The 20,162-nt window shown below is 51.8% G+C and carries 22 protein-coding genes; 10 read left to right on the forward strand and 12 right to left on the reverse strand.

Going from position 1 to position 20,162, the window contains the following annotated elements:
• Nucleotides 1-7 precede the first annotated feature (7 nt).
• Nucleotides 8-1,198: an ABC-three component system protein gene (locus DD586_RS14300; RefSeq protein WP_012885541.1), complete on the reverse strand. Its 1,191-nt coding sequence runs from the start codon at nucleotides 1,196-1,198 to the stop codon at nucleotides 8-10.
• Between the two features lie 1,016 nt (nucleotides 1,199-2,214).
• On the opposite strand from DD586_RS14300, the gene DD586_RS14305 reads away from it, so the two are divergent.
• The 7 genes from DD586_RS14305 (at nucleotide 2,215) to DD586_RS14335 (ending at nucleotide 5,246) form a co-directional block, all read left to right on the forward strand.
• Nucleotides 2,215-2,658 carry a hypothetical protein gene (locus DD586_RS14305; protein ID WP_041164520.1) on the forward strand — a complete coding sequence of 148 codons (444 nt, stop codon included), beginning with the start codon at nucleotides 2,215-2,217 and terminating at the stop codon, nucleotides 2,656-2,658.
• Between the two features lie 148 nt (nucleotides 2,659-2,806).
• Nucleotides 2,807-3,286 (forward strand): RadC family protein, encoded by a 480-nt coding sequence (gene radC, locus DD586_RS14310; RefSeq protein ID WP_012885543.1) that lies wholly within the window; start codon nucleotides 2,807-2,809, stop codon nucleotides 3,284-3,286.
• Between the two features lie 61 nt (nucleotides 3,287-3,347).
• Nucleotides 3,348-3,821, forward strand: coding sequence for an Ivy family c-type lysozyme inhibitor (locus DD586_RS14315; RefSeq protein WP_012885544.1), 474 nt, complete (start codon nucleotides 3,348-3,350; stop codon nucleotides 3,819-3,821).
• Between the two features lie 155 nt (nucleotides 3,822-3,976).
• On the forward strand, nucleotides 3,977-4,309 hold the full coding sequence (locus DD586_RS14320) for a type IV toxin-antitoxin system YeeU family antitoxin (RefSeq protein WP_012885545.1): 333 nt from the start codon (nucleotides 3,977-3,979) through the stop codon (nucleotides 4,307-4,309).
• Nucleotides 4,310-4,320: 11 nt separating this feature from the next.
• Nucleotides 4,321-4,515: a hypothetical protein gene (locus DD586_RS14325; RefSeq protein ID WP_012885546.1), complete on the forward strand. Its 195-nt coding sequence runs from the start codon at nucleotides 4,321-4,323 to the stop codon at nucleotides 4,513-4,515.
• Nucleotides 4,516-4,560: 45 nt separating this feature from the next.
• Nucleotides 4,561-4,914 (forward strand): TA system toxin CbtA family protein, encoded by a 354-nt coding sequence (locus DD586_RS14330; protein WP_012885547.1) that lies wholly within the window; start codon nucleotides 4,561-4,563, stop codon nucleotides 4,912-4,914.
• Nucleotides 4,911-5,246, forward strand: a complete 336-nt coding sequence (locus tag DD586_RS14335; protein ID WP_012885548.1) for a DUF5983 family protein — start codon at nucleotides 4,911-4,913, stop codon at nucleotides 5,244-5,246. Before DD586_RS14330 ends, DD586_RS14335 begins: the two co-directional genes overlap by 4 nt.
• Before the next feature lie 479 nt (nucleotides 5,247-5,725).
• Here the strand turns inward: DD586_RS14335 and DD586_RS14340 are convergent, their stop codons facing one another.
• Genes DD586_RS14340 through DD586_RS14365 form a run of 6 tightly spaced genes read right to left on the reverse strand, consistent with a single transcriptional unit; the run spans nucleotide 5,726 to nucleotide 11,043 of the window.
• A complete protein-coding gene (locus DD586_RS14340; RefSeq protein ID WP_012885549.1) occupies nucleotides 5,726-6,568 on the reverse strand; it encodes a VOC family protein in 843 nt (280 codons plus the stop codon).
• A 33-nt stretch (nucleotides 6,569-6,601) separates the two neighbouring features.
• Nucleotides 6,602-7,321 (reverse strand): ABC transporter ATP-binding protein, encoded by a 720-nt coding sequence (locus DD586_RS14345; protein ID WP_012885550.1) that lies wholly within the window; start codon nucleotides 7,319-7,321, stop codon nucleotides 6,602-6,604.
• A complete protein-coding gene (locus DD586_RS14350) occupies nucleotides 7,318-8,097 on the reverse strand; it encodes an ABC transporter ATP-binding protein (protein WP_012885551.1) in 780 nt (259 codons plus the stop codon). The genes DD586_RS14345 and DD586_RS14350 overlap by 4 nt, the downstream gene beginning before the upstream one ends.
• Entirely contained in the window at nucleotides 8,094-8,981 is an 888-nt protein-coding gene (locus DD586_RS14355; protein ID WP_012885552.1) for a branched-chain amino acid ABC transporter permease, read from the reverse strand. Before DD586_RS14355 ends, DD586_RS14350 begins: the two co-directional genes overlap by 4 nt.
• The gene (locus DD586_RS14360) at nucleotides 8,974-9,867 is read right to left on the reverse strand and encodes a branched-chain amino acid ABC transporter permease (RefSeq protein ID WP_012885553.1); all 894 of its coding nucleotides are present in this window, start codon (nucleotides 9,865-9,867) and stop codon (nucleotides 8,974-8,976) included. Before DD586_RS14360 ends, DD586_RS14355 begins: the two co-directional genes overlap by 8 nt.
• A 48-nt stretch (nucleotides 9,868-9,915) precedes the next feature.
• Entirely contained in the window at nucleotides 9,916-11,043 is a 1,128-nt protein-coding gene (locus DD586_RS14365) for an ABC transporter substrate-binding protein (RefSeq protein ID WP_012885554.1), read from the reverse strand.
• A gap of 548 nt (nucleotides 11,044-11,591) precedes the next feature.
• On the opposite strand from DD586_RS14365, the gene DD586_RS14370 reads away from it, so the two are divergent.
• The 3 genes from DD586_RS14370 to DD586_RS14380 all read left to right on the forward strand — a co-directional run bounded on the left by DD586_RS14370 (nucleotide 11,592) and on the right by DD586_RS14380 (nucleotide 14,399).
• The gene (locus DD586_RS14370; RefSeq protein WP_012885555.1) at nucleotides 11,592-12,293 is read left to right on the forward strand and encodes a GntR family transcriptional regulator; all 702 of its coding nucleotides are present in this window, start codon (nucleotides 11,592-11,594) and stop codon (nucleotides 12,291-12,293) included.
• Nucleotides 12,294-12,414: 121 nt separating this feature from the next.
• A complete protein-coding gene (locus tag DD586_RS14375; protein ID WP_041164523.1) occupies nucleotides 12,415-13,599 on the forward strand; it encodes a M20 aminoacylase family protein in 1,185 nt (394 codons plus the stop codon).
• Nucleotides 13,596-14,399, forward strand: a complete 804-nt coding sequence (locus DD586_RS14380) for a pyrroline-5-carboxylate reductase family protein (protein ID WP_012885557.1) — start codon at nucleotides 13,596-13,598, stop codon at nucleotides 14,397-14,399. The genes DD586_RS14375 and DD586_RS14380 overlap by 4 nt, the downstream gene beginning before the upstream one ends.
• A 211-nt stretch (nucleotides 14,400-14,610) precedes the next feature.
• Here the strand turns inward: DD586_RS14380 and DD586_RS14385 are convergent, their stop codons facing one another.
• From DD586_RS14385 to DD586_RS14405, 5 genes are read right to left on the reverse strand one after another with little or no spacing between them, the layout of a single operon-like run.
• Entirely contained in the window at nucleotides 14,611-16,125 is a 1,515-nt protein-coding gene (locus tag DD586_RS14385; RefSeq protein WP_012885558.1) for an ABC transporter substrate-binding protein, read from the reverse strand.
• A complete protein-coding gene (locus DD586_RS14390) occupies nucleotides 16,106-17,143 on the reverse strand; it encodes an ABC transporter ATP-binding protein (RefSeq protein ID WP_012885559.1) in 1,038 nt (345 codons plus the stop codon). The genes DD586_RS14385 and DD586_RS14390 overlap by 20 nt, the downstream gene beginning before the upstream one ends.
• A complete protein-coding gene (locus DD586_RS14395) occupies nucleotides 17,140-18,123 on the reverse strand; it encodes an ABC transporter ATP-binding protein (protein WP_012885560.1) in 984 nt (327 codons plus the stop codon). The genes DD586_RS14390 and DD586_RS14395 overlap by 4 nt, the downstream gene beginning before the upstream one ends.
• Nucleotides 18,120-18,965, reverse strand: a complete 846-nt coding sequence (locus tag DD586_RS14400) for an ABC transporter permease (protein ID WP_012885561.1) — start codon at nucleotides 18,963-18,965, stop codon at nucleotides 18,120-18,122. Before DD586_RS14400 ends, DD586_RS14395 begins: the two co-directional genes overlap by 4 nt.
• Nucleotides 18,962-19,900: an ABC transporter permease gene (locus tag DD586_RS14405; RefSeq protein WP_012885562.1), complete on the reverse strand. Its 939-nt coding sequence runs from the start codon at nucleotides 19,898-19,900 to the stop codon at nucleotides 18,962-18,964. Before DD586_RS14405 ends, DD586_RS14400 begins: the two co-directional genes overlap by 4 nt.
• Between the last annotated feature and the right edge of the window lie 262 nt (nucleotides 19,901-20,162).

Consider the following 20,162-nt stretch of genomic DNA (forward strand, 5'->3'; position numbering starts at 1 on the left):
GTTAATTTTATGACCTGTATTTCTTGAAAACATCATGCCAATAAATAAAATTCTCGTTGTCTGGTTCATCAGCAAGCGCATGATAATTACCAGTAGTAAAATAGTTATGAGTTGTAGGATATCCGTTTAGTGGAGCTAGAAAATTAATATCCACTGTGTCTTGATAAATTTTACAATAATATGAATCATTTTTTTCTTTTGATAATGTGTTAAAAGTAACCTGTTTCCACCGGTCATAAAGGGCATTATCTCTATTCTCCCATGCACTAAGTGGAATCTCTCCCATTTCTTGCAGTCTAATTTTTTCAGAATAAAATGCCCAATAATTTTTTAAAGCATGTTCGCATGCTTCATCATCAAAGCCTAATGTTTTTAATTGCCCAATAAATAGAAAATTATTAAATGAATTTAACTTCATGTACTCTATATAAGATGTTTCTCTAAATGATTTCTCAGACAGCCTTTCATTCATGTACTTTCTTTTTATATCGAAAAGTAATTTTGAAATCATTGATTTTTTAATTACTACTTGCTTCCTTTCTTTCCAATGCTCTTGACAATAGGATACTATATTGCCAAATATCAAGCTGTAAATAAGCTCTGAATGATGTGATATTTCTGTGGGTAAGTGCATCAATGTAATAGTTGCTTCCTTCGGAGATAAGCCTGAATTAGTTGCATGTTCTCCCAATAACTCAGTTCTCTTTATCAGAAAGTAAAGATCTTCATCAGAATAATTTAAGACCATATCAACGGTTTTTTTTACCTTTCCTGAAATAGTTGCGCCATGAGATTTTAGTTTCTGGACGGCTTCTTTTATTTCATGGTCGTTTTTTGCGCCTGAAATTAATGATGCTAAAGTATTAGAACCAACAGATTTATTAGTGACGAGGCAATAAAAAATTTCATCATATTGGGATTTTACTTCATTCATAGAATTAAGCCAGATATGCAAAGTATGCCAAAGATTTTTGCTACTATCTTGGTAGGGTTGGCCTGTCTCATCGACTGAGTGTTTATCTTGTTCAAACTTTATCTGAATATTTCCGTTTTCAAAACGTATTTCTTCAACGACATCATCAGCTGTTTCTATACCAACCATGACATGGTTGTGTTCGCTCGCGAAAATGCGGTATAGAGCACGTTCTATCTGATAAATGAAAGCTGCGATTTTCGAACTAGCTTCGATTGTTACCATTTTTACTCTTTTCCCTGTATGAATTTACAGTAAAATTAGCCACTTGAAGAAAAATTATACTCATTCAAACTCATCTTTCGCTAATATGCAATATATATTTAGCATGTTCTTTTACTTAAAATTTCCATAACAAGTTATCACTTTATAATAAAATTATTGCATGTGTTATCGTTGGGAATATAGTGTAAACAGTGTGTATTAATTTGATTTGATTCCTAATTAAATTAATGCCAATAAGAGATGTTGGCTTGATTTTTATTCCTCTAATTTACCTTCAGTGAATAAATTATTAAATGCAATGTGACTTCCAGTAAATCAATGGTGCAATTAAAGTCTTGTTGTTATAATAGGAATTGCAATTAGGAATCTAGCATCAAAAATTATAAATATATTCACAATTACACCTATCTCTCCTGAAAGATTTACCTTATTTGATGCTCTCATTTGCACCTAAAGTGGCTTGATATATCACAGTTAAAACTATATGTACTTCATTGCTGGCATTTTTATTTTTTGCTCACGTTATTTTATTCATTAATTATCTAAGATACTCTCTATCCTTGCTGTTTAATATAATACATTCTGAAAAGGCTGTAGTTATCTATAAAATAAATGTTTTTTATATACTGCAGTTGAGCAATTAAAGTGGTAATGTTTTCATTTTAAAATAATCTCGGATATATATTATTGCTGTGACTATCTATATTTATGGTCGTGATTGCCTATAGAGAGGGGTGTTTATTTCATGCAGACAAAACCTGTCAATCTGCCAAAGTACTTCGCAATACAGATATGTTACTTATAACATAACCTCTTGTAATTACTTTATTATTCAGCTTAAAAATATTTTTGTTCTAGTGTCCATACCCTGTCCGACTCCCTCGTTAAAATAATTTCTTGCGATAGAACTGTTCATTACCGATCAAAAAAGCTTTTACAGGCACTCCGCCATCGTCTTAACCAACGCGTATCTATTTACTTCCGCTTTCGTTGCGGGAAACTACAAAGGTGACTTTATGAGATTAATGATTTGTATCCTGCTCGCTGCAGGTTCACTAATGATAAATGCAGGTAACGCTCTGGCTCAGCCTTTTCGCGGAATACTGCCTGCAGCGGTTAATTACAAGACCGATAACCGTTTCTGGTGTGACGCTCATCTGCAGATGACTCGCAAATGTACAGTCACGGAAGCAGATCAACCAGGAATGATGGTGATTGTGCATTCTGCGCCCACAGAACACTGTGAAGGTGGATTATGGGGTTTCATCAGTATCTACCGGAATGAACCATCCCTTGGCTTTACAATCACCCCAGACCAAAAATTTGGTGTAACGGTTAAGGACTTATGTCGTCCCGGCACGGTTGTGATGTTTCAACCCAACAGTACACATCCCGATTATGACGATCTCGTCGGTCTGTACCAGGGAAAGGAAATCTTCCGTTATAAACACTCTTCATAAAGCCATAAGATTCCCCTCAAGACTGCCGCGTCAAAGTTGAGTCTGTCTTTATGTCCCTGAGCACTTCGCTCATGTCTTCCACATTCATATCACCAGAGTCCTGCCAGCATTCGCTGGCAGGACTCTTTATTATTTTCGGGAGTTTGCTATGTCTGATATTTGTTTCGCTTCATCTTCGCCGTTCACAAGTTCTGAACGGCGAATTATTGATTGTGCAGTCCGGACGCTGGAGAAATATTTAAGGAAAACAGGAGAGGCATTCACGACGTCGGATTATGCCAAAGACTGGGTTCGTCTGCAGTTTGCGAACCTGGATCGTGAGGTATTCACCGTGCTTTACCTCGACAACCAGAACCGGTTTCTTGATAAAGAAATACTTTTTCTGGGAACGGTTAATCACACAGAAATTCACCCACGTGAAATCGTTAAAGGAGCTCTACGTCATAACGCTGCTGCCGTCATTCTGGCTCACAATCACCCATCCGGATACACGGCACCCAGTGAGTCTGATAAGGCAATTACCCGCAAGGTCATTCAGGCACTGGCGCTACTGGAAATACGGGTGCTTGATCATTTCATTATCGGCACTCACGATGTTTTATCCTTTGCCGAGCACGGATTGATGTGATGGATTTTTACGTTGTTGCTATTCAAGTTAAAGATAACTCATTGATTAATGGTGAAAATTTATGAATCTATGTATAAATAATTTAACTAGGAGAACCATTTTTTCTCTGCTGCTCATCAGTGGATATGGCTATGCAGACAGTAATATCGTCACGGCTGAGCAGGCGATGAACTGTAATACAGCTGCTACCCCCGGGACCGGTGATGCATGCCCCTATCCATTGGACGTTGAAAAAGCCGATGAGTCATTCAGAAAAACGGTCAGCCGTGCAATGGAGAAGGCTGGCTTGGGTAAGCTATGGGAAAATGAAGGAATTCTTCGTGGGCCCCAGACACCTCTGGAGCCAGTGGCCATTTCGGGCGTGACCTGGTTACGTTCATCTTCCTGCGAACAGCATAATTGCGGGGAACACTATATTGCATATCTTTACCAACCCAACCTGAAAGCCTTCGTGGGCCTCTACAGTAATGGGGGTAAAAAGCTGTTAATCGGAAATCCGGATGCAGACCAACTGAGATTTCTACAGTCTCAGTGATTTCCTTCCAGGCACATATGTCCAGGCATTTTATCGGTACCTGAATACAGATAATCCCACTTATCCCATCCCGCGTATATATGCCGCAATTACAGGCGCCTGGAATAATGCCGCCAGTGCGCTGACCTCATTCAGTCATTAAGAGAGAAAACAATATGATTACAACCGAGCCCCTTCAGTGGGGCCTTCGGCGTGATGTCACGCCATGCTTTGGTGCCCGCCTGGTCCAGGAGGGAAAACGACTGCATTACCTGGGGGACAGGGCCGGGCTCTACGGCACGTTCTCCGCCATGCAGTTACGTGCGCTGGACCGCAGCTTTCCAGCATTTATCCGACAGATGGAAGCCGCGCTGCGTTCCGGCGAACTGGACCCGCATAAGGCACACGCTCTCAGACGGGAAAAGGACGGTCTGATTTGCGAGGCCGATACGCGGGGAAGCTGTGGTTATGTTTACGTTTCTGTTTATCCGGCTCCACCGCCAGCATAAGGCAGGCAGACATGCTTGTTCCCATTGAACGCCTGAATGGCTTATGGCGGGAACTGGAGAGCATCGCCGTCACTGAGGAAGAAGGCACCCTAGTTATCCGTGACGCATTTATTCATTTCCCTGCCGGTACGCCGGTCCTGGATATCTGGACCTGGTTCGAAGCCAGTAACAGCACGTTTGTGGTTGCCCGGATGCTGTACGGTTGACCCGACACGCTGACCCTTTTGACATTAATTCCACGAGGATTACGTATGAAACACATCACTGCACCGGCCACGGTGCTGGTGTCCCCGTGCCTGTCGCCTGTGCAGGTATGGCAGACCTTACTGACTTATCTGCTGAATAAACATTACGGACTCACCCTGAATGATACACCTTTCCATGACAGCAACGTTATTGATGAACATATCGAGGCTGGAATCTCGCTGGTCGATGCGGTGAACTTTCTGGTTGAACGGTATGAACTGGTTCGCATCGACAGGCATGGATTCGCATGGATGGAACAGTCGCCGTTTTTAACCACATTGGAAATTCTACGGGCAAGGCACGCGACGGGGCTAAAAGTCGCTTATGCAAAACCAGACATTAAGGAGGGAAGGGGATGATGCTAATGACTCCAGCACTTCCGCTGCACTGTATCTTTACCGGCATACAGTGCAGCACTGCGCACATAACGGACCAGGACAACGAACGCCTGTATCAACTCTCACATGACATGGCAGAGTATGGTGATGCAGAGTGGGTACATTTCACGGGGACGGGATATTTAATTCGGCTCGATGCCTGGCAATACCCGGTGCTTCGGTTGAAACGACTTGGCCTCTCGAAAGCGTGTCGTCGATTGATCCTGGCGTTATGTCACCAGTATGCGATCACCTCCATCTATTTCGATGCGGCTGGTGATGTGTTGCCTGGAGTAGAGCATTTCGACTGGTGATTGCTTTTTACGTAAATGGATGCAGGATGGGGCTACCTGGCAGAAGTGTTCTCCGCCATCCCCATTCCTGCAATAAAGATACAAAACATAATGTTGGTATAAACGTTGGTATAAATTTTATCGAACACATTTTAATTCATATTTATCATATAATTATTAATTATGTTCGAGTCCTGTAGGGCCATTCAAACCCATCAGTTACATCAACTGTAGTGGTCAACTAAAACTGGCCACGGTTTTATCGTTTTCCCTGTACAACCCTTCAGCTTCGCCTCGGTGACAGCGAATCGCCAAAAGTTGGGCAGGCCAGCGCCATCGTGGATAGTGTCCTCTGAAGTGGATGGTGCCCTCTGAATTTGTAGCGGGATCGGCCGGCTGCCAGAGCGTGCAGCCGGGCTAAAATCGGTGATGACTGAAGAAAATCGGCGGGCGAATATTCACTCCACACCCTGCTCTTCCTTCGTTTTCAGCTCTCCCCTCTATCCTTTTTCCGCAAAACGCATCGCCAGCCATTGTGCCTGCTGCTGCATCACTAGCACCTGGCTGTCCTGCTCACGCCACTGAATATCGCCCTGACTAAGGCAGCGCCTGAGCTGCTCCAGTGAGGCCACCTGAAAACAGAGTGCCACCATTTTCGCTGGTGCCTGCGCAGCGACAGGTGGCAGCGCGAACTCCAGGCTTGCCTGTTGATGCGTGATAATGCGCAGGCAGCAGGATCCTGAATCAAGCACATAGCCACCGTTGTCCTCCGCGCGAGCCTCTGTACTGAATAACTGACGATACAGCGCCAGTGTCTGTTCAGGTTGAGGCGAAGCGATAACGAATGCGGACAGCGCCTGCACGCCATTCGGATGTACTTGCCAGGCGGGCTGCCAGACGGCTTGCGGCGTCTGATGTTCACAGAAAAAACTGAATCCGTACTCCACGGCGCTGGCGCGGATCCGCGAGATACAGAACCGGGCCTCAGTCTGACTGCCGTCTGGCAGTATCACCGGGCGAAAGAAGCGGGTCGGCGGTTCGCCATCGAGTTGACATTGCTGGAGGTGCTGCCATACCGCATGCGCATCCCGGGTTTTCCAGACCAGCCCGGCAAGGCCTGGAGCAACGTTCCATAAACCTCGCGAGTCTGTCTGCCTGGCGGGCTCATAGCCTAAAAGCTCCAGATAGTTATCGGCAAATATGGCCAGATGGTTGCTGGAGCCCATCGAATGATGTCCCCGCGTACTGAGCTGAAATCCCATCCGCTGAAACAGGCATTGCGCCTGATCCAGCTCTTCATCGACATTAATCACCGCGTGATCGATAACCGGGGTAATCGGCATGGTGTATTCCTTCTGTTCTTTTTATTGATCCTGTCAGGCGGCACGACCGCCAAAATAGAGCTCGCGCATACGAGAGTCGTCCAGCAGCTCCCGCGCACTGCCCTCCATCGCTACTTTCCCCAGCGCCAGCACATAAGCCCGGTCGGAAATGTGCAGTGCCTCCATGGCGTTCTGCTCAACCATCAAAATGGTCACTTTTTCCTTGCGGCGAATAGTTTGTATGGCGCTAAACACTTCCGTCAGCATTTTCGGTGACAGCCCGGCCGACGGTTCATCAAGCAGCAGTACCGCCGGTTCAGGCATCAGTGCGCGGGCGAGCGCGAGTATTTGTCGCTCGCCACCGGAAAGCGCGGACGCGGGGGATTGCCACTTTTTATGTAACACCGGGTAATGTTCCGCCAGTTGCGCCATCCGCTGCTTACGCTGGCCGGGCGCTAAAAACTGTCCCCCGGTTTGCAGGTTTTCTGCCACGGTCAGAGTGTTGAAGACGTTGTCCAGTTGCGGGACAAACCCGAGTGCGCATTCACGGATTTTCCGGTGCACCGGAATTTTGGCCGTGTCCTGTCCATTGATTTCAACCCGTCCTTCGCGCGGGGAGACAAAACCGGCAATCGATTTCAGCAAGGTGGATTTGCCGCAGCCATTTGGCCCCAGCAGCGTCACAATTTCCGCCTGTTTAACATGCAATGAAATACCATGCAGAATATCAATCCCCGGGGTATAACCGGCAACCACGTTTTCGAGGGTAATCATACCGCCTCCTGCAATGTTGCGGTGCTGTGCCCGAGGTAGGCTTCCAGTACCTGCTGGTTCTGTGCCAGTTCGTTCGGGCGGCAACTGGCGACAATCTGCCCGCGATCCAACACAATGCAGCGCTGACACAAGGTGTTAATAAAGTGCATGTCGTGCTCGATAACCAAAAGTGAAATGCCCTGACGACTCAGATTGACCAGTGTTTCCACCAGTTCCTGGCGTAATTTCGGGTGCACGCCCGCCATAGGTTCATCCAGCATCAGCAGCGTCGGTTTGCCCATCAACGCGCAGGCAATGCCCAGTAATTTTTTCTGTCCGCCGGAAAGCGCTGCGGCAGGCAGGTCTTTCACTTTGGTTAATAACAAGATATCGAGTAATTCACGGGCACGGGCTCTGTCTTCCTGCTCGACTTTACGCCCGGAAGCCAGCCCCAGCAGACCGTTGAATAACCCGTGCTGACGAGTACCCGCCGCCATCACGACTTCCATCACGCTCATTTTTTCCGGCATGACGGGAAGCTGGAAGGTGCGCGCAATGCCTGCCTGGATAATCCGGTGACTGGGCTGACAAGCAATAGCGCGGCCATCAAATGTGATGCTACCGCCATCCGGTCGGGTAAAACCGGAAATGGTGTTGAGCAGCGTGCTTTTACCGGAACCATTCGGCCCCAGCAGGCCAAGAATTTCGCCCTTTTCCAGCGTAAATGATACGGATGTCAGTACCTGGTTGCCGCCAAAGGCTTTGCTGACATCAGCCACTTCAAGCAAACGGCTCATGATAACGTCCTTAATTTTTCCGGTAACAGGCCGCCCGGCCGGGTGAGCAGACAGAGTAATAAAGCCAGACCTACCAACCCCAGGCGCAGAGCGCCAGTCAGGTCTGAGCTGATCTGGAAATAATCTTTTGCGAAGGGGATAAAGTTATACAACCCTTCTACCAACAACACGCCCAGCAGCACGCCACGCACATTGCCAATGCCGCCGATCATCACCATGCTCCAGATAAGAAAGGTTTCCGAAGAGAGCAAATAATCCGGGCTGACATAGTCGGTGTACCAGGCCAGTAACATACCGGCCAGACAACACATCACCGCGCTACTCATTAACGCCCGGCATTTCAGCCATAGCAGCGCATAGCCCATACAGATAGCCAATTGAGGTTGCTCGCGCATCAGGCGTAGCGCCCGGCCAAACCGGCTGGTGCCGATCCGCAGGCTGGCAAGCGTAGCGATGATGACGCAAAGCAGGATAATGACCGCAAAGATGCGCGTATCGGCGACGGTATCGCCGGTTGACCAGGGTGCGGACAGCCCGCCAATCCCCTGCGCGCCACCCGTCAGACGGTCTTCATTGACGACCGCAATACGGATGATTTCAGCCAGCGCCAGCGTGGCGATGCCCCAGTAATCCGCCGTGAGCTGACGGCCCAGCAACGTCATCAGCACGCTGATAACAAGGGCGCACAGTAACCCGCCCGGGATCACCAGCCACAGCGGCAACCCAAAATGGCTTCCCAGACCGATGGCATAAGCGCCGGTTCCGACAAACACGATATGACCGAAATTCAGCAAACCGGCGTAACCTGCCTGTAAATTCAGGGCAAGTGCGACGATGGCATAGATCCCGCCAAGGCAAAGGATATGCAGTAAAAACTCAGACACGGCGGACCTCCCGGTTAAACAGGCCATAAGGACGCAGCAACAGCGCCAGCAGCAAAATCACAAACGATGAGGCATTCACCCAGGTGACCGGGATAAACAGTAAGTCGCCGCCGAACAGCCAGCTCCAGTCGATGTTGGTAACGAGGGTTTCGGTTGCCGCGATAAGAAGTGCGCCAAAAATAGCGCCCATTGGGTTTCCCAGCCCGCCGAGAATGGCGGCAGCGAGTACCGGCAACATCAGATCATTGCCCTGATTAACCCATGCGCTGGCGTTCATCGCCAGCATGCTGCCTCCCACAGCGGCCAGCATGCCGGCCACCAGATTGACGTTGTGGATAATGGCACTGGCATTCAACCCGGAGGCCGCCGCCAGATCCCGGTTACTGGCCAGCGCACGGATAGCGCGACCTTGCGGTGTGCGAAACAGCAGCAGGCTGAACATCACCACCAACGAAATCGTGACGCCAAGACTCCAGAGTTCGTCGGTCGAGATACGTGTGTCCCCCACCAGCAAGAGTTCGCCCACTGGCAGTGAATAATTAACCGGGGCCGATCCTTCAACCCCGAGAACCAGTGCAATCAGCACCATCGATACCGCCAGCGAGCCAATCATGGCGTTAGCGGTGCCGCGTTTTAGCAGCGGCTGGTACACCCAGTGATGCAACATCATGGAAAGCATGCCGCAGACCATTGCCGAAAACACGATTGCCATAGACAACGGCATGCCAAGACGAAGCCCGGCAGCGGTAATAAATGAACCGACCATGGCATATTGCATATGGGCGATATTGGCAAACCGTACCAGCCCGTATACCAGGCTTAATCCCAGCGCGACCAGCGACAAATCCGCCGTGCGAATCAATGTATCAATCAAAAACTGCAGCATGGTGTTTCCCCGATGATGTAGCGTGAACTGGCAAGATAAAGCGGCTCGTTACCGGGGAACCGGTACGCCATTAAACGCGTTCACTTTCAGGTATGGCTGGGACTGACGCTGGTTATCGGCATCCAGATTTAATGTGCCGGTAATGCCCGTAAAGCCAGGCGCAACGGTTTTCATTGCTGCGATCATCGCTGCCGGATCGGCACTGTGTGCTTTATCAATCGCTGCCGCGGCCAGCATCACGCTATCCCAGGCATAGCTGCCGTACACAGAGCGAGGCTTCTCATGGAATTTTTTCTGGTACAGCTCAGCATAATTTGCGCCGTTGCCGCTCGCCGCTTGCTGGTCAATACCCGCGACTTCCATACCCACCTGTCCATTGGTGTACTGCGCCGGAGAACCTTCAATGGCCATAGTTAAATACATGCCATACCAGGGCGTTTTATTCAGCCCCAGTTCCCAGGCCTCACGGTTGAGCACAATGGCATCCTGTCCGTAACTGGTATAGACATAGGCTTGTGGATGAGCGCGGGAGATTTGTTCCAGCTCGCGGCGATAAGAAGGCTGACCGCTGGTATAGAGCACTTTGGCGACCACTTTGCCACCTGCTTTTTCAAACGCTTTGGTGAACTGCTCCGCCATCCCCTGCCCGTACGCCCCATCCGGTGCGATAAAGGCGACGCTGCTGTAACCGAGCTGGCGCACATCTTGTGCCGAGAAGCTCGCGGAAAGGGAATCCAGGCCAATAACGCTCCAGGACGTCGCGCCGATTTTGCGGATATCGGTGCTGGTGCCGGAAATATTGATGTGCAGCAAATTGTTCTTCACCAGATATTGCCCAACCGGAATGGTGACGCTGGAGGAAAAACTGCCCACCACTAACGGCACATGGTTAACCTGAGTTAGCTTGCGTACGGCATTCAGGCCGGTTACCGGGCTTTCAGCGGAATCTTCCACGATCACATGTAATGGCTGACCGTTGACGCCGCCCTGGGCATTAACCTGTTCAACCGCCAGTTCAATACCACGACGCTGATCTTCGCCAATGCTGGCGCTGGTGCCAGTTAGGGGCAAAATCGCACCAATATTCACATCGGCCTGCGCCGTGTGCGCCAGACCTAACAATGTCATACCTGCCAGTATTGACAGCGTCATACCCTGCCCAAAACGATTTTTCATGTTGGTTCTCCGGTTTGCTGTTACCGACTTCTGAGGCCGGTGTTGTGTCGCCTGTGCAAACGTGCACAAGCCTGCCTGGTCATGCCAAAAAAGTGCGCACCAAAGTGAATATATAAGTGCATACACTTATGCATTAAGCAAAGACGATGCCAGAAAGCCAGGCTGTTCCCGACAGCACATGCTTATTTCAGGTGAGGCGAATGCAAATTCCCGAATAAATACAAGGAAATCTAAAATAATAAAAATCGCCTAGTAAAACTTTCACTTTCTTTTTTTACCGTGATTGATAAAAAAGTCTGCATACAAAAGTGAAGTCACGTTGATTCATTTTGGTGCAATGCTGCCGTAAAATGGTGCGGAAAAGTCATTAGCAAAAGAAATAAGATATAAAACACTTATAAATCAGTGTTTTTAAATAAAACAGAAGTGTATTCACTTTTGTGTTGAGTTGTTTTTTTCGCTGTGCTATCAATAAAAAACATTACGTGAAACAACCTGTGCAGCATTTTTATCTTCATGCTGAGTGTGCGGTAAATTAAGGGGATAATGTGGTTACTATTAAAAAGAAATCCCGTAGCGCTGACAGTGTGGAAAAGGTCTACGAGAAAGTGAAAGGCCTGGCGATTGATTACCACTTTCGTCCCGGCGAACGGGTGAATGAAGTTGAGCTTGCGGCACAACTGGGCGTCTCGCGCACCCCGGTACGGGAAGCGCTGAACCGTCTGGCAAAAGATGGCTTTATGAACTTTGTACCCAACCGGGGTTTTTACTCCCGCGACCTGACGCCGGAGGGTGTCCGTGAGCTGTATGAAGTGCGAATGGTGATAGAACAATCCACCTTTCGTTTCGCCTGCCTGCGGGCAACCGATGAAGAGATCGCCGCGACCACCGCTATCTGGGAGGAAGTAAGCCAGCATCGCCCGGCGCAAACCGAGCAGGACTGGGCGAAGATCGCGGAAATCGACGAACGTTTCCACATGGAGATAGCCCGTATTTCCCATAACGGTCGGCTCTATGAAATGCTCGATAGCCTGAATTCGCTCAGCCGTTTTTTCCGGCGTATCGATCTCGAAACGCCCGTGCGCAGAAATAATGCTTATGACGAACATGTCGACATTATCGCGGCGTTACGTCAGCGGGATATAGAAAAAGGCGTGGTGCTGATTGAGCAACATATTGCTTTGAGCGCCGAGCACGCGGTTGAAGTGACAAAGGAGGGGCTGGCCAGAATCTATTTTGGCAAACCCTGAGCCACTCTTTTTCGTTAAAAAAACACAATAATGTAATCCGCTACCAGAAGGCATTATGCGTTCTGGTCATCCATTCACAGCGTCATGCTGCGGCATTGTGCCGGGAAAATGCAGAGGAAATATGCGCGCCATTCCCGAAGACATTATTCAACAGGCGATTATCTGGCGGCGTGAGATTCACGCGCGCCCGGAGATTGGCTTACAAGAGTTTAATACTTCCGCGAAAATCAGCAGCCTGCTGCGCGAATATGATCTTGAAGTGCATACCAATATTGCAGGCACGGGCGTGGTTGGTGTGCTTCGCCATGGCGCGGGCCCGGCGATAGCCCTGCGCGCTGATATTGATGCTCTACCCATCAAGGAAAATAACGCCGTTGCCTGGTGCTCAACCTCGCCAGGCACGATGCACGCCTGTGGACACGACGGGCATACCGCCATTCTACTGGGTGCAGCGCGCTATCTCAGCCAGACCAGAGCGTTCAACGGTACGGTGTACTTTATTTTTCAGCCTGCGGAAGAGAATGCTGGCGGTGGGCGTTTGATGGTGGAAGAAGGGATCTTTACGCGCTTCCCTGTTTCTGCGGTTTATGCGCTGCACAACTGGCCGGGGTTGCCGGTAGGCGAAGTGGCCGTTAGCGCAGGCCCAATGATGGCTTCGCAGGACAATTTTTTTATCACGCTGACTGGCGTGGGATGCCATGCGGCGATGCCGGAAAAAGGAGCCGATCCGGTGCTGGCTGGTGCGCACCTGATTACCGCGTTGCAAACGATCATGACACGCCGCCTCTCTCCGCTGGAAAGCGCCGTGATCAGCGTGACGCAACTGCAGGCCGGAGAAGCGATAAACGTCGTTCCGCAGACAATGCACGTGTCCGGCACGTTGCGTTGCCTGAGCCAGGCCGCCAGAGCGCGTTGCCAGACCCTGATGGCAGAGTATGTCGAACAGCTCGCCCAGCCGTTTGGCGTCACTGGCAGCATTCGCTGGGAATACGGTTACCCGGTCACTGTCAACCATGCGCAACAGGCCAAAATACTGGCGGATGCCGCACGCCATGTCCCCGGGATCACGCAGGTCCACACGCAGTTATCGCCATCCATGGCAGCGGAAGATTTCGCCTATTTTCTGGAGGCCTGTCCGGGCGCTTATCTGTGGCTGGGGGCCGATGGCCCAACGCCGGGCGCGACATTACATAACCCGCATTACGATTTTAATGACCAACTTATCGCACCCGGCATCGGTCTTTGGGTATCGCTGGTGGAGAGGTCATTGGGCCCTGTTTCTGTTACTTCCGAGGATTCACTATGAGTCATATCCACTTTATTGGTGCCGGTCAAATGACCGAAGCTATTCTGCGCGCCGCCTTACAACGCGGAACATTAACCCCGGATAAGGTCAGCTTATCGGATATTGATCCTGAGCGAATTGAAACGCTGAAAGCGCGCTATCGGTTGAGCAATATACAAGATTTGCCCAACGGGCTGGCCGCAGCGGATCACATCGTGATAGGGGTTCGCCCACAGGATGATATTGCCGGTGTCGCACAGCTGATTAAAGCGCATGCGGCACCGAAGGCGTCGGTCATTTCTATTATTGCGGGTGTAACGCTGGCTCAGTTGTCTGCCATGCTGGGCGAGTCGCGCCCGATTACGCGGATCATCCCGAATACGCTGACGGATACCGGGCTGGGCTACAGCGGCGTGGCGTTTAATGCTTATGTCAACAGCGCGTCCGTTATGCCATTCCTCGAAAGTTTCGGCAAGGTGATGGTGCTGGAGGAACGGCTGATTGACGTCTTCACCGGTTTTGCTGTCGCTGGCGTCAACTATGTCTATTACTTTGTCGAAGCGCTGGCTGACGCCGGTGTTCTTGCCGGATTAACCCGTACTCAGTCAACGCAGGTGGTGTGGGAAAATCTGGTCGGCGCGGTTGAAATGCTTAAGTTATCCGGATGCCATCCGCGCCAACTGATGGATATTAATAACTCTCCGGCGGGAGTCGGCATTAATGGCTTATACGAGTTGAATAAAAGTGATTTCGCTGCTGGCCTGCAAAGCAGTGTTCTGGCTGCGGTACGTCGAACAACAGAACTTTCCGGTCAAAAATAACGCGACTTTTAATAAGGTTGGTCTATGTCAGCAATTGCAACTTCTCAGGCACCTGCCGCTATTGGGCCTTATGTCCAGGGGGGAGTACGCCGCTAATGGCATCAGTGTAACAGTCAGGGCAACTCGCCTTGTTTGGATATGCCTGTATAGCGATTGGTCCAAGCCGCATGAAATAGTTATATAGCGGCTTGAACCAATGTTGAAGCGTATATTATTTCTTTACCGTGTCTTCGAGAAAGAAACGGCCAAGCGGATTCTGGTAGAAACCGTCGATGTTTTTCCGAGTGACATTACGATAAGAGCTATAATAGAGATCGATCCAGTTCACGTCGGCTTTCGCCATTTTTTGCAATTCAATATACATTTGCTCACGTTTTTTCGGATCCATTTCCACCCGCGCAGCCGCCACGAGTGATTTCACCTTGTCATTATTATAACGCGTCATGTAATTCATATTCGTGTCATGACCCAGTACAAAGGTGGTTTTTTGATCCGGGTCGAGAATATCATTGGTCCAGTACATCACCGAAATATCATAGTCGCCCGCTATCAGCATATTCCAGCTTTGGCTCGGATCGACTTTTTGCAGGTTCACTTTCACACCCGCTTTCGCCAGTTGCTGTTGCAGCAGGATAGCGATTTGTTCATCGACTTCATCACCGGCATTCACCAGATAATTCAGCGTGAGGTTAGACGCCCCTGCGGCTTTTAACATCTGCTTAGCTTTCTCTGGATCGTAGGCGCGGCGCAGGTTATCGCTGTAGTGATACAGCGCGCCAGCCGGGATATAGGAGTTCGCCACCTGGCCGTAACCAAAGGTCACGGTCTTCACGATCGCCTCTTTGTCGATGGCAAAGTCCAGCGCCTGGCGCACTTCCACTTTACCTAGCACACCGTGTGAGTGGTTGATCAACAGATGATCTTCACGGGTTGATGGATCCAGTTCCACCTTCAGGTTGTTGTCTTTTTGCAGTGAGGCAATACGCGAAAACGGCACCATTAGCGCGGCATCCAACTCACCGGCCTGCACTTTCAGCATACGGGTGTTGTCATCAGGAATAGTCAGCCAGTCCACTTCGTCGAGGCTAACGTTCTTCGCCTGCCAGAAGTTCGGGTTCTTCACCAGCACAATTTTCTCGCCGCGCACCCACTCTTTCACGCTAAACGCGCCAGAACCGACCGGTTTTTCGGCAAACGTCTCTGCGCCTTCGGCCTTCAGCGCTTTTTCCGAGATTACCGACGCATTCGGCAATGCCAGTTGTGACAGGAACGGTGCCGACGGCGATTTCAGCGTGACGATCAGCGTGCGTGCATCCGGCGCTTCGGCTTTATCGATAATGCTGTACGAATCGCGCCACAGTGAACCGGCATCGTCACGAATACGCAGCAGGCTGAACGCGGCATCGCTGGCGCTCAGCGGTGTACCGTCAGAGAATTTGGTGTCGCGAATTTTAAAGGTATAGACCTTGCCGTCCGGCGAAACGGTCCAGCTTTCCGCCACGCCCGGCTCCAGTTTGGTGCCGGTTTTATCCACCCGTACCAGCGGATCAAAGACGTTGGAAAACACCCAGTTGTCGGCGTTTTGCGCCGATTTGATCGGGTCGAACGTGGTGCTGTCTTCACGACGTCCAATGGTTAATACGCCTGCTGCCTGCGCCATTTCGCTGACCACACTGAGCGCCAGAAAAACGCTGGCCGCCAACAACTTAACATGCTTGTGCTTCATCAAAAGATCTCCTGGTTAAAGGAAAAACAGTCTCATCGCCTGTGTGGGTCAACACACAGGAATATGCGTGATCGGCAATCTGCCGGGTTGGAGGTAACGCGCCCGTGCGACACTGCACTTGCGCATAGGGGCAGCGCGGATGGAAAGCGCAACCTTGTGGAATGGATAACGGGCTGGGCGGTTCGCCGCCAAGCGGCTCCGCAGGCAGCGGTTTATCGGGGTCAATTTCCGGGATAGCTGCCACCAGCGCGGCGGTATAGGGGTGGCGCGGCTGCGTGAACACCGCTTCGCAGGGGCCTTCTTCGACAATGCGCCCGAGATACATCACCGCCACGCGATCGCACAGGCGGCGCACAATCGCCAGATCGTGCGCGATAAACAAAATCGCCAGCCCCATCTTTTCACGCAGTTCCATCAGCAGGTTAACGATCTGCCCCTGAATGGAAACGTCCAGTGCCGCCACGCACTCATCTGCCACAATCAAGCGGGGTTCGATCGCCAGCGCACGTGCAATACCGGCACGCTGGCACTGCCCGCCGCTAAGCTGGCCAGGTCGAGACTTCGCCTGCTCCGGGCGTAGCCCGACTAACGTCAACAGTTCAGCCACTCGCGCATGCACACCACTGCGCGGTACTTTCCGATGTACACGCAGCACTTCCGCGATGCTGTCGCCGATGGTCTGGCGCGGGTTAAGCGAGGCGAAAGGATCCTGAAAAATCATCGCTGTTTGCAGGCGCAACCGCGCCACGTCACTCTTCAGTCCATGCGTAATACGGTATCCATCGAAGCGCACCTCGCCCGCCGTCACCCGCTCAAGCTGCAATAACGCCCGACCCAGCGTACTTTTGCCGCTGCCGGATTCGCCCACCAGACCGAGGGTTTCCCCAGCGTGAATTTTCAGTGTGACGTCATTAACGGCGTGCACCCTCCGCCCGGTGCCAGGCAGGCCGCCGGAAACCGGAAAGGTCACGCTGACATTGTCCGCCTCTAACAAAGGCCAGTTTGCTGATGTCGTCATGCGCCCTCCCGCAGGCTAAGGGGTTGTAATGCGTGATGGCAGGCCGCCGCATGTGCCAGTGTGTCGCGCCCCTGCCGCAGCGCAGGCTGCTGCTGACAAGCCGCGCTGGCATGCTGACAACGGGGATGAAAACGGCAACCGGCCGGGAAGTTATCCGCCACCGGCGGCTGGCCGCTGATGGTCATCAGTCTCCCCTGCCCGCCTTCGCTGGCTGGCTGGCAATCAATTAATCCACGGGTGTAGGGATGCAGCGGCTGCGCCAGCACATCGCGCTTGCCGCCCACTTCACACAGCCGCCCGCCATACATGACGGCGATGCGATCGCAGGTTTGTGCCACCACGCCGAGATCATGGGTGATCATGATCACCGCCAGCCCCAGTTGCTGTCGCAAGTCGCTGAGCAGACGCAGGATCTGCATTTGCACAGTAACGTCCAGCGCGGTGGTCGGCTCGTCGGCAATCAGCAGCGACGGCTCAGGTGCCAACGCCACGGCGATCATCGCGCGCTGACGCATGCCGCCGGAAAATTCGTGCGGATAGTTGTGAATACGGTTTTGTGGATCGGGGATACCGACCTGACGCAGCAGTTCTTTGGCATCTTCCCGAGCTTGTGCGCGGCTCGCACCGAAATGACGGCGGCGGCTTTCAGCAATCTGCTCACCGATAGTCATCACCGGGTTGAGATGGCTGGCCGGGTTTTGAAAAATCATCCCCATTTCGCGCCCACGCACCGCCGACATTTGCGCGTCGCTTAACGACAACAGGTCGCGGCCGCCCAGCAGCACTTCGCCTCCGGTAATGGCTAACCCCTGGCCGGGCAACAGCCGCATCAATGCCCGACAGGTCACGGTTTTCCCGGAGCCGCTCTCGCCGACCAGGCCGAGCATCTCGCCGGCATTCAACGTAAATGAGACTTTATCGACCAGCGCGATATCCGGCTCGCGGGTAATAATCAGTTCTGAGACTGTCAGCAGTGTCATACGCGCGCTCCCAGTTTATCGCCAAGGCCATCGGCCAGCAGGCTGAAGCCCATCGCCAGCAGCACAATCGCCAGCCCCGGAAAGGTGGTTATCCACCACGCAGTAGTGATAAAGCTCTGCCCTTCCGCCACCATCACGCCCCACTCCGCCGTGGGTGGCTGCACACCCAGCCCAAGGTAGCTGACCGCCGCGCCATTCAGCAGCACCAGCACACAGTCAGACATGGAGAACACCAGCGCGCCGGTGATGGCGTTCGGCAACAGATGGCGGAACAGAATGCGCGCGTGGCTGTAGCCAAGGCTGCGTGCTGCGACAATAAAATCCCGCTGTTTTAGCGTCAGCACCTGCGCCCGCACCAGACGGGCGTAAGAAACCCAGCCGACCATCGCCATCGCAATATAGAAACTGCCCAGCCCCAGCCCGAGGATGGCGATGATCGCCAGCATCAGTACCAGAAAAGGAAACGCCAGCACGATGTCAATCAGCCGCATAATGGCTGCATCCACCACGCCGCCGAGATAACCGGACAGCGCACCGAGTGTAGTGCCAAGCAAAAACGGGAAGATAACCCCCAGCAGGCAGATTTGCAGATCCACCCGCGCCCCCCACAGCACGCGCGAGAAGATATCGCGGCCAAAGTTATCGGTACCGAACAGGTGCGCGCCGCCGGGGGGAAGCAGGCTCGATGTGGCGTCCTGCGTAATGGGATCAAACGGTGCCAGCCACGGCGCAAACAGGGCGATACACAGCCACAGTCCGACAATCACTATCCCGGCGCGCAATGCGTGCTGGCGAGGGATCGCCCGGCGACGTAACCCGGAAATCACGCTGAGCGCACTCATAATTTCACCCTCGGATCCAGCGCCACGGTCAGCACATCAGCCAGCAAATTGACCACCACCGTTGCCAGCGCAAACACCATCACCACGCCCTGCACCACCATGTAGTCGCGGCTAAAAATCGCCTTCACCAGCAACTGGCCCAGCCCCGGAATGGCAAACACACTCTCAATCACCACGGTGCTACCGATCAGCCAGCCAATATTCACCGCCAGCAGGTTCAGGGTCGGTACCAGTGAGTTGGGCAACACGTGACGCCAGAAGATACGGTTTTCGCGCTGCCCCCGCGCCCTGGCAGCCACTACATAATCACTGCTCATCTCCATCAGCAGGCTGGCGCGCAGGTTGCGAATCAGGACTGCCGCCAGTGCCAGTGCTACCGTCAGGCACGGCAGCACCATATGGTGCAGTTGGTCGGCAAAACCGCTACCGTAACCGGAGACCGGGAACCAACCGAGCACCACGCTAAAAATAATGATCATCATGATGCCGAGCCAGAACGCCGGAAACCCTAACCCGGCTGTGGTGAACAGACGGATCAGTTGATCCGCCAACCGCCCGCGCTGCCGTGCCGCCAGCGAGGCCAGCGGAATGGTCAGGATCACTGCCAGCAGCACGCTGCCAAACACTAGCCACAATGTCGGTTCAAGACGTGAGTTAATCAGCTTCAGGGTATCAACGCGGTAGACAATCGATTTGCCCAGCTCCCCCTGTAATAAATTGCGCAGAAAGTAGCCGTACTGCACCCATAACGGTTCATCAAGACCGAACTGCGCACGGATACGCGCCAGTGCTTCTGGCGTACTGTGTACGCCAAGCAGAATGCGCGCCGGATCGCCGGGGATTGCCCGTACCATCGCGAAGGTGATGATGCTGATCCCAAGCAGTACGGGCAGCAATTGCAAAGGTCGAAATAATAGAAAACGGTAACGATGCATCAGCGAACTCCCATGGTGCATACAATGGTGAAGGGTTAAAAAATCGCTCCGCCACAGTGCAGCCCTGTGTCATCAATTTGCGCCTGGTCAGCCTTATCGGGCGTTTTCTTTACGCTAACGACATCGTTCAAGTCTGGATAGTTAGCAAAAATACTAGTTTTACCCTTCCCACAAGGCGGCACCGGAATTGCATGTTTTATGAGGCCTCGGGGAAATTGCACACACTGTACCCGTGGCATGGCACCGTTTACCTTGGGGGAGT

Origin of the sequence: Dickeya parazeae Ech586, from assembly GCF_000025065.1 — a bacterium.
Taxonomy (GTDB): Bacteria; Pseudomonadota; Gammaproteobacteria; order Enterobacterales; family Enterobacteriaceae; genus Dickeya; species Dickeya zeae.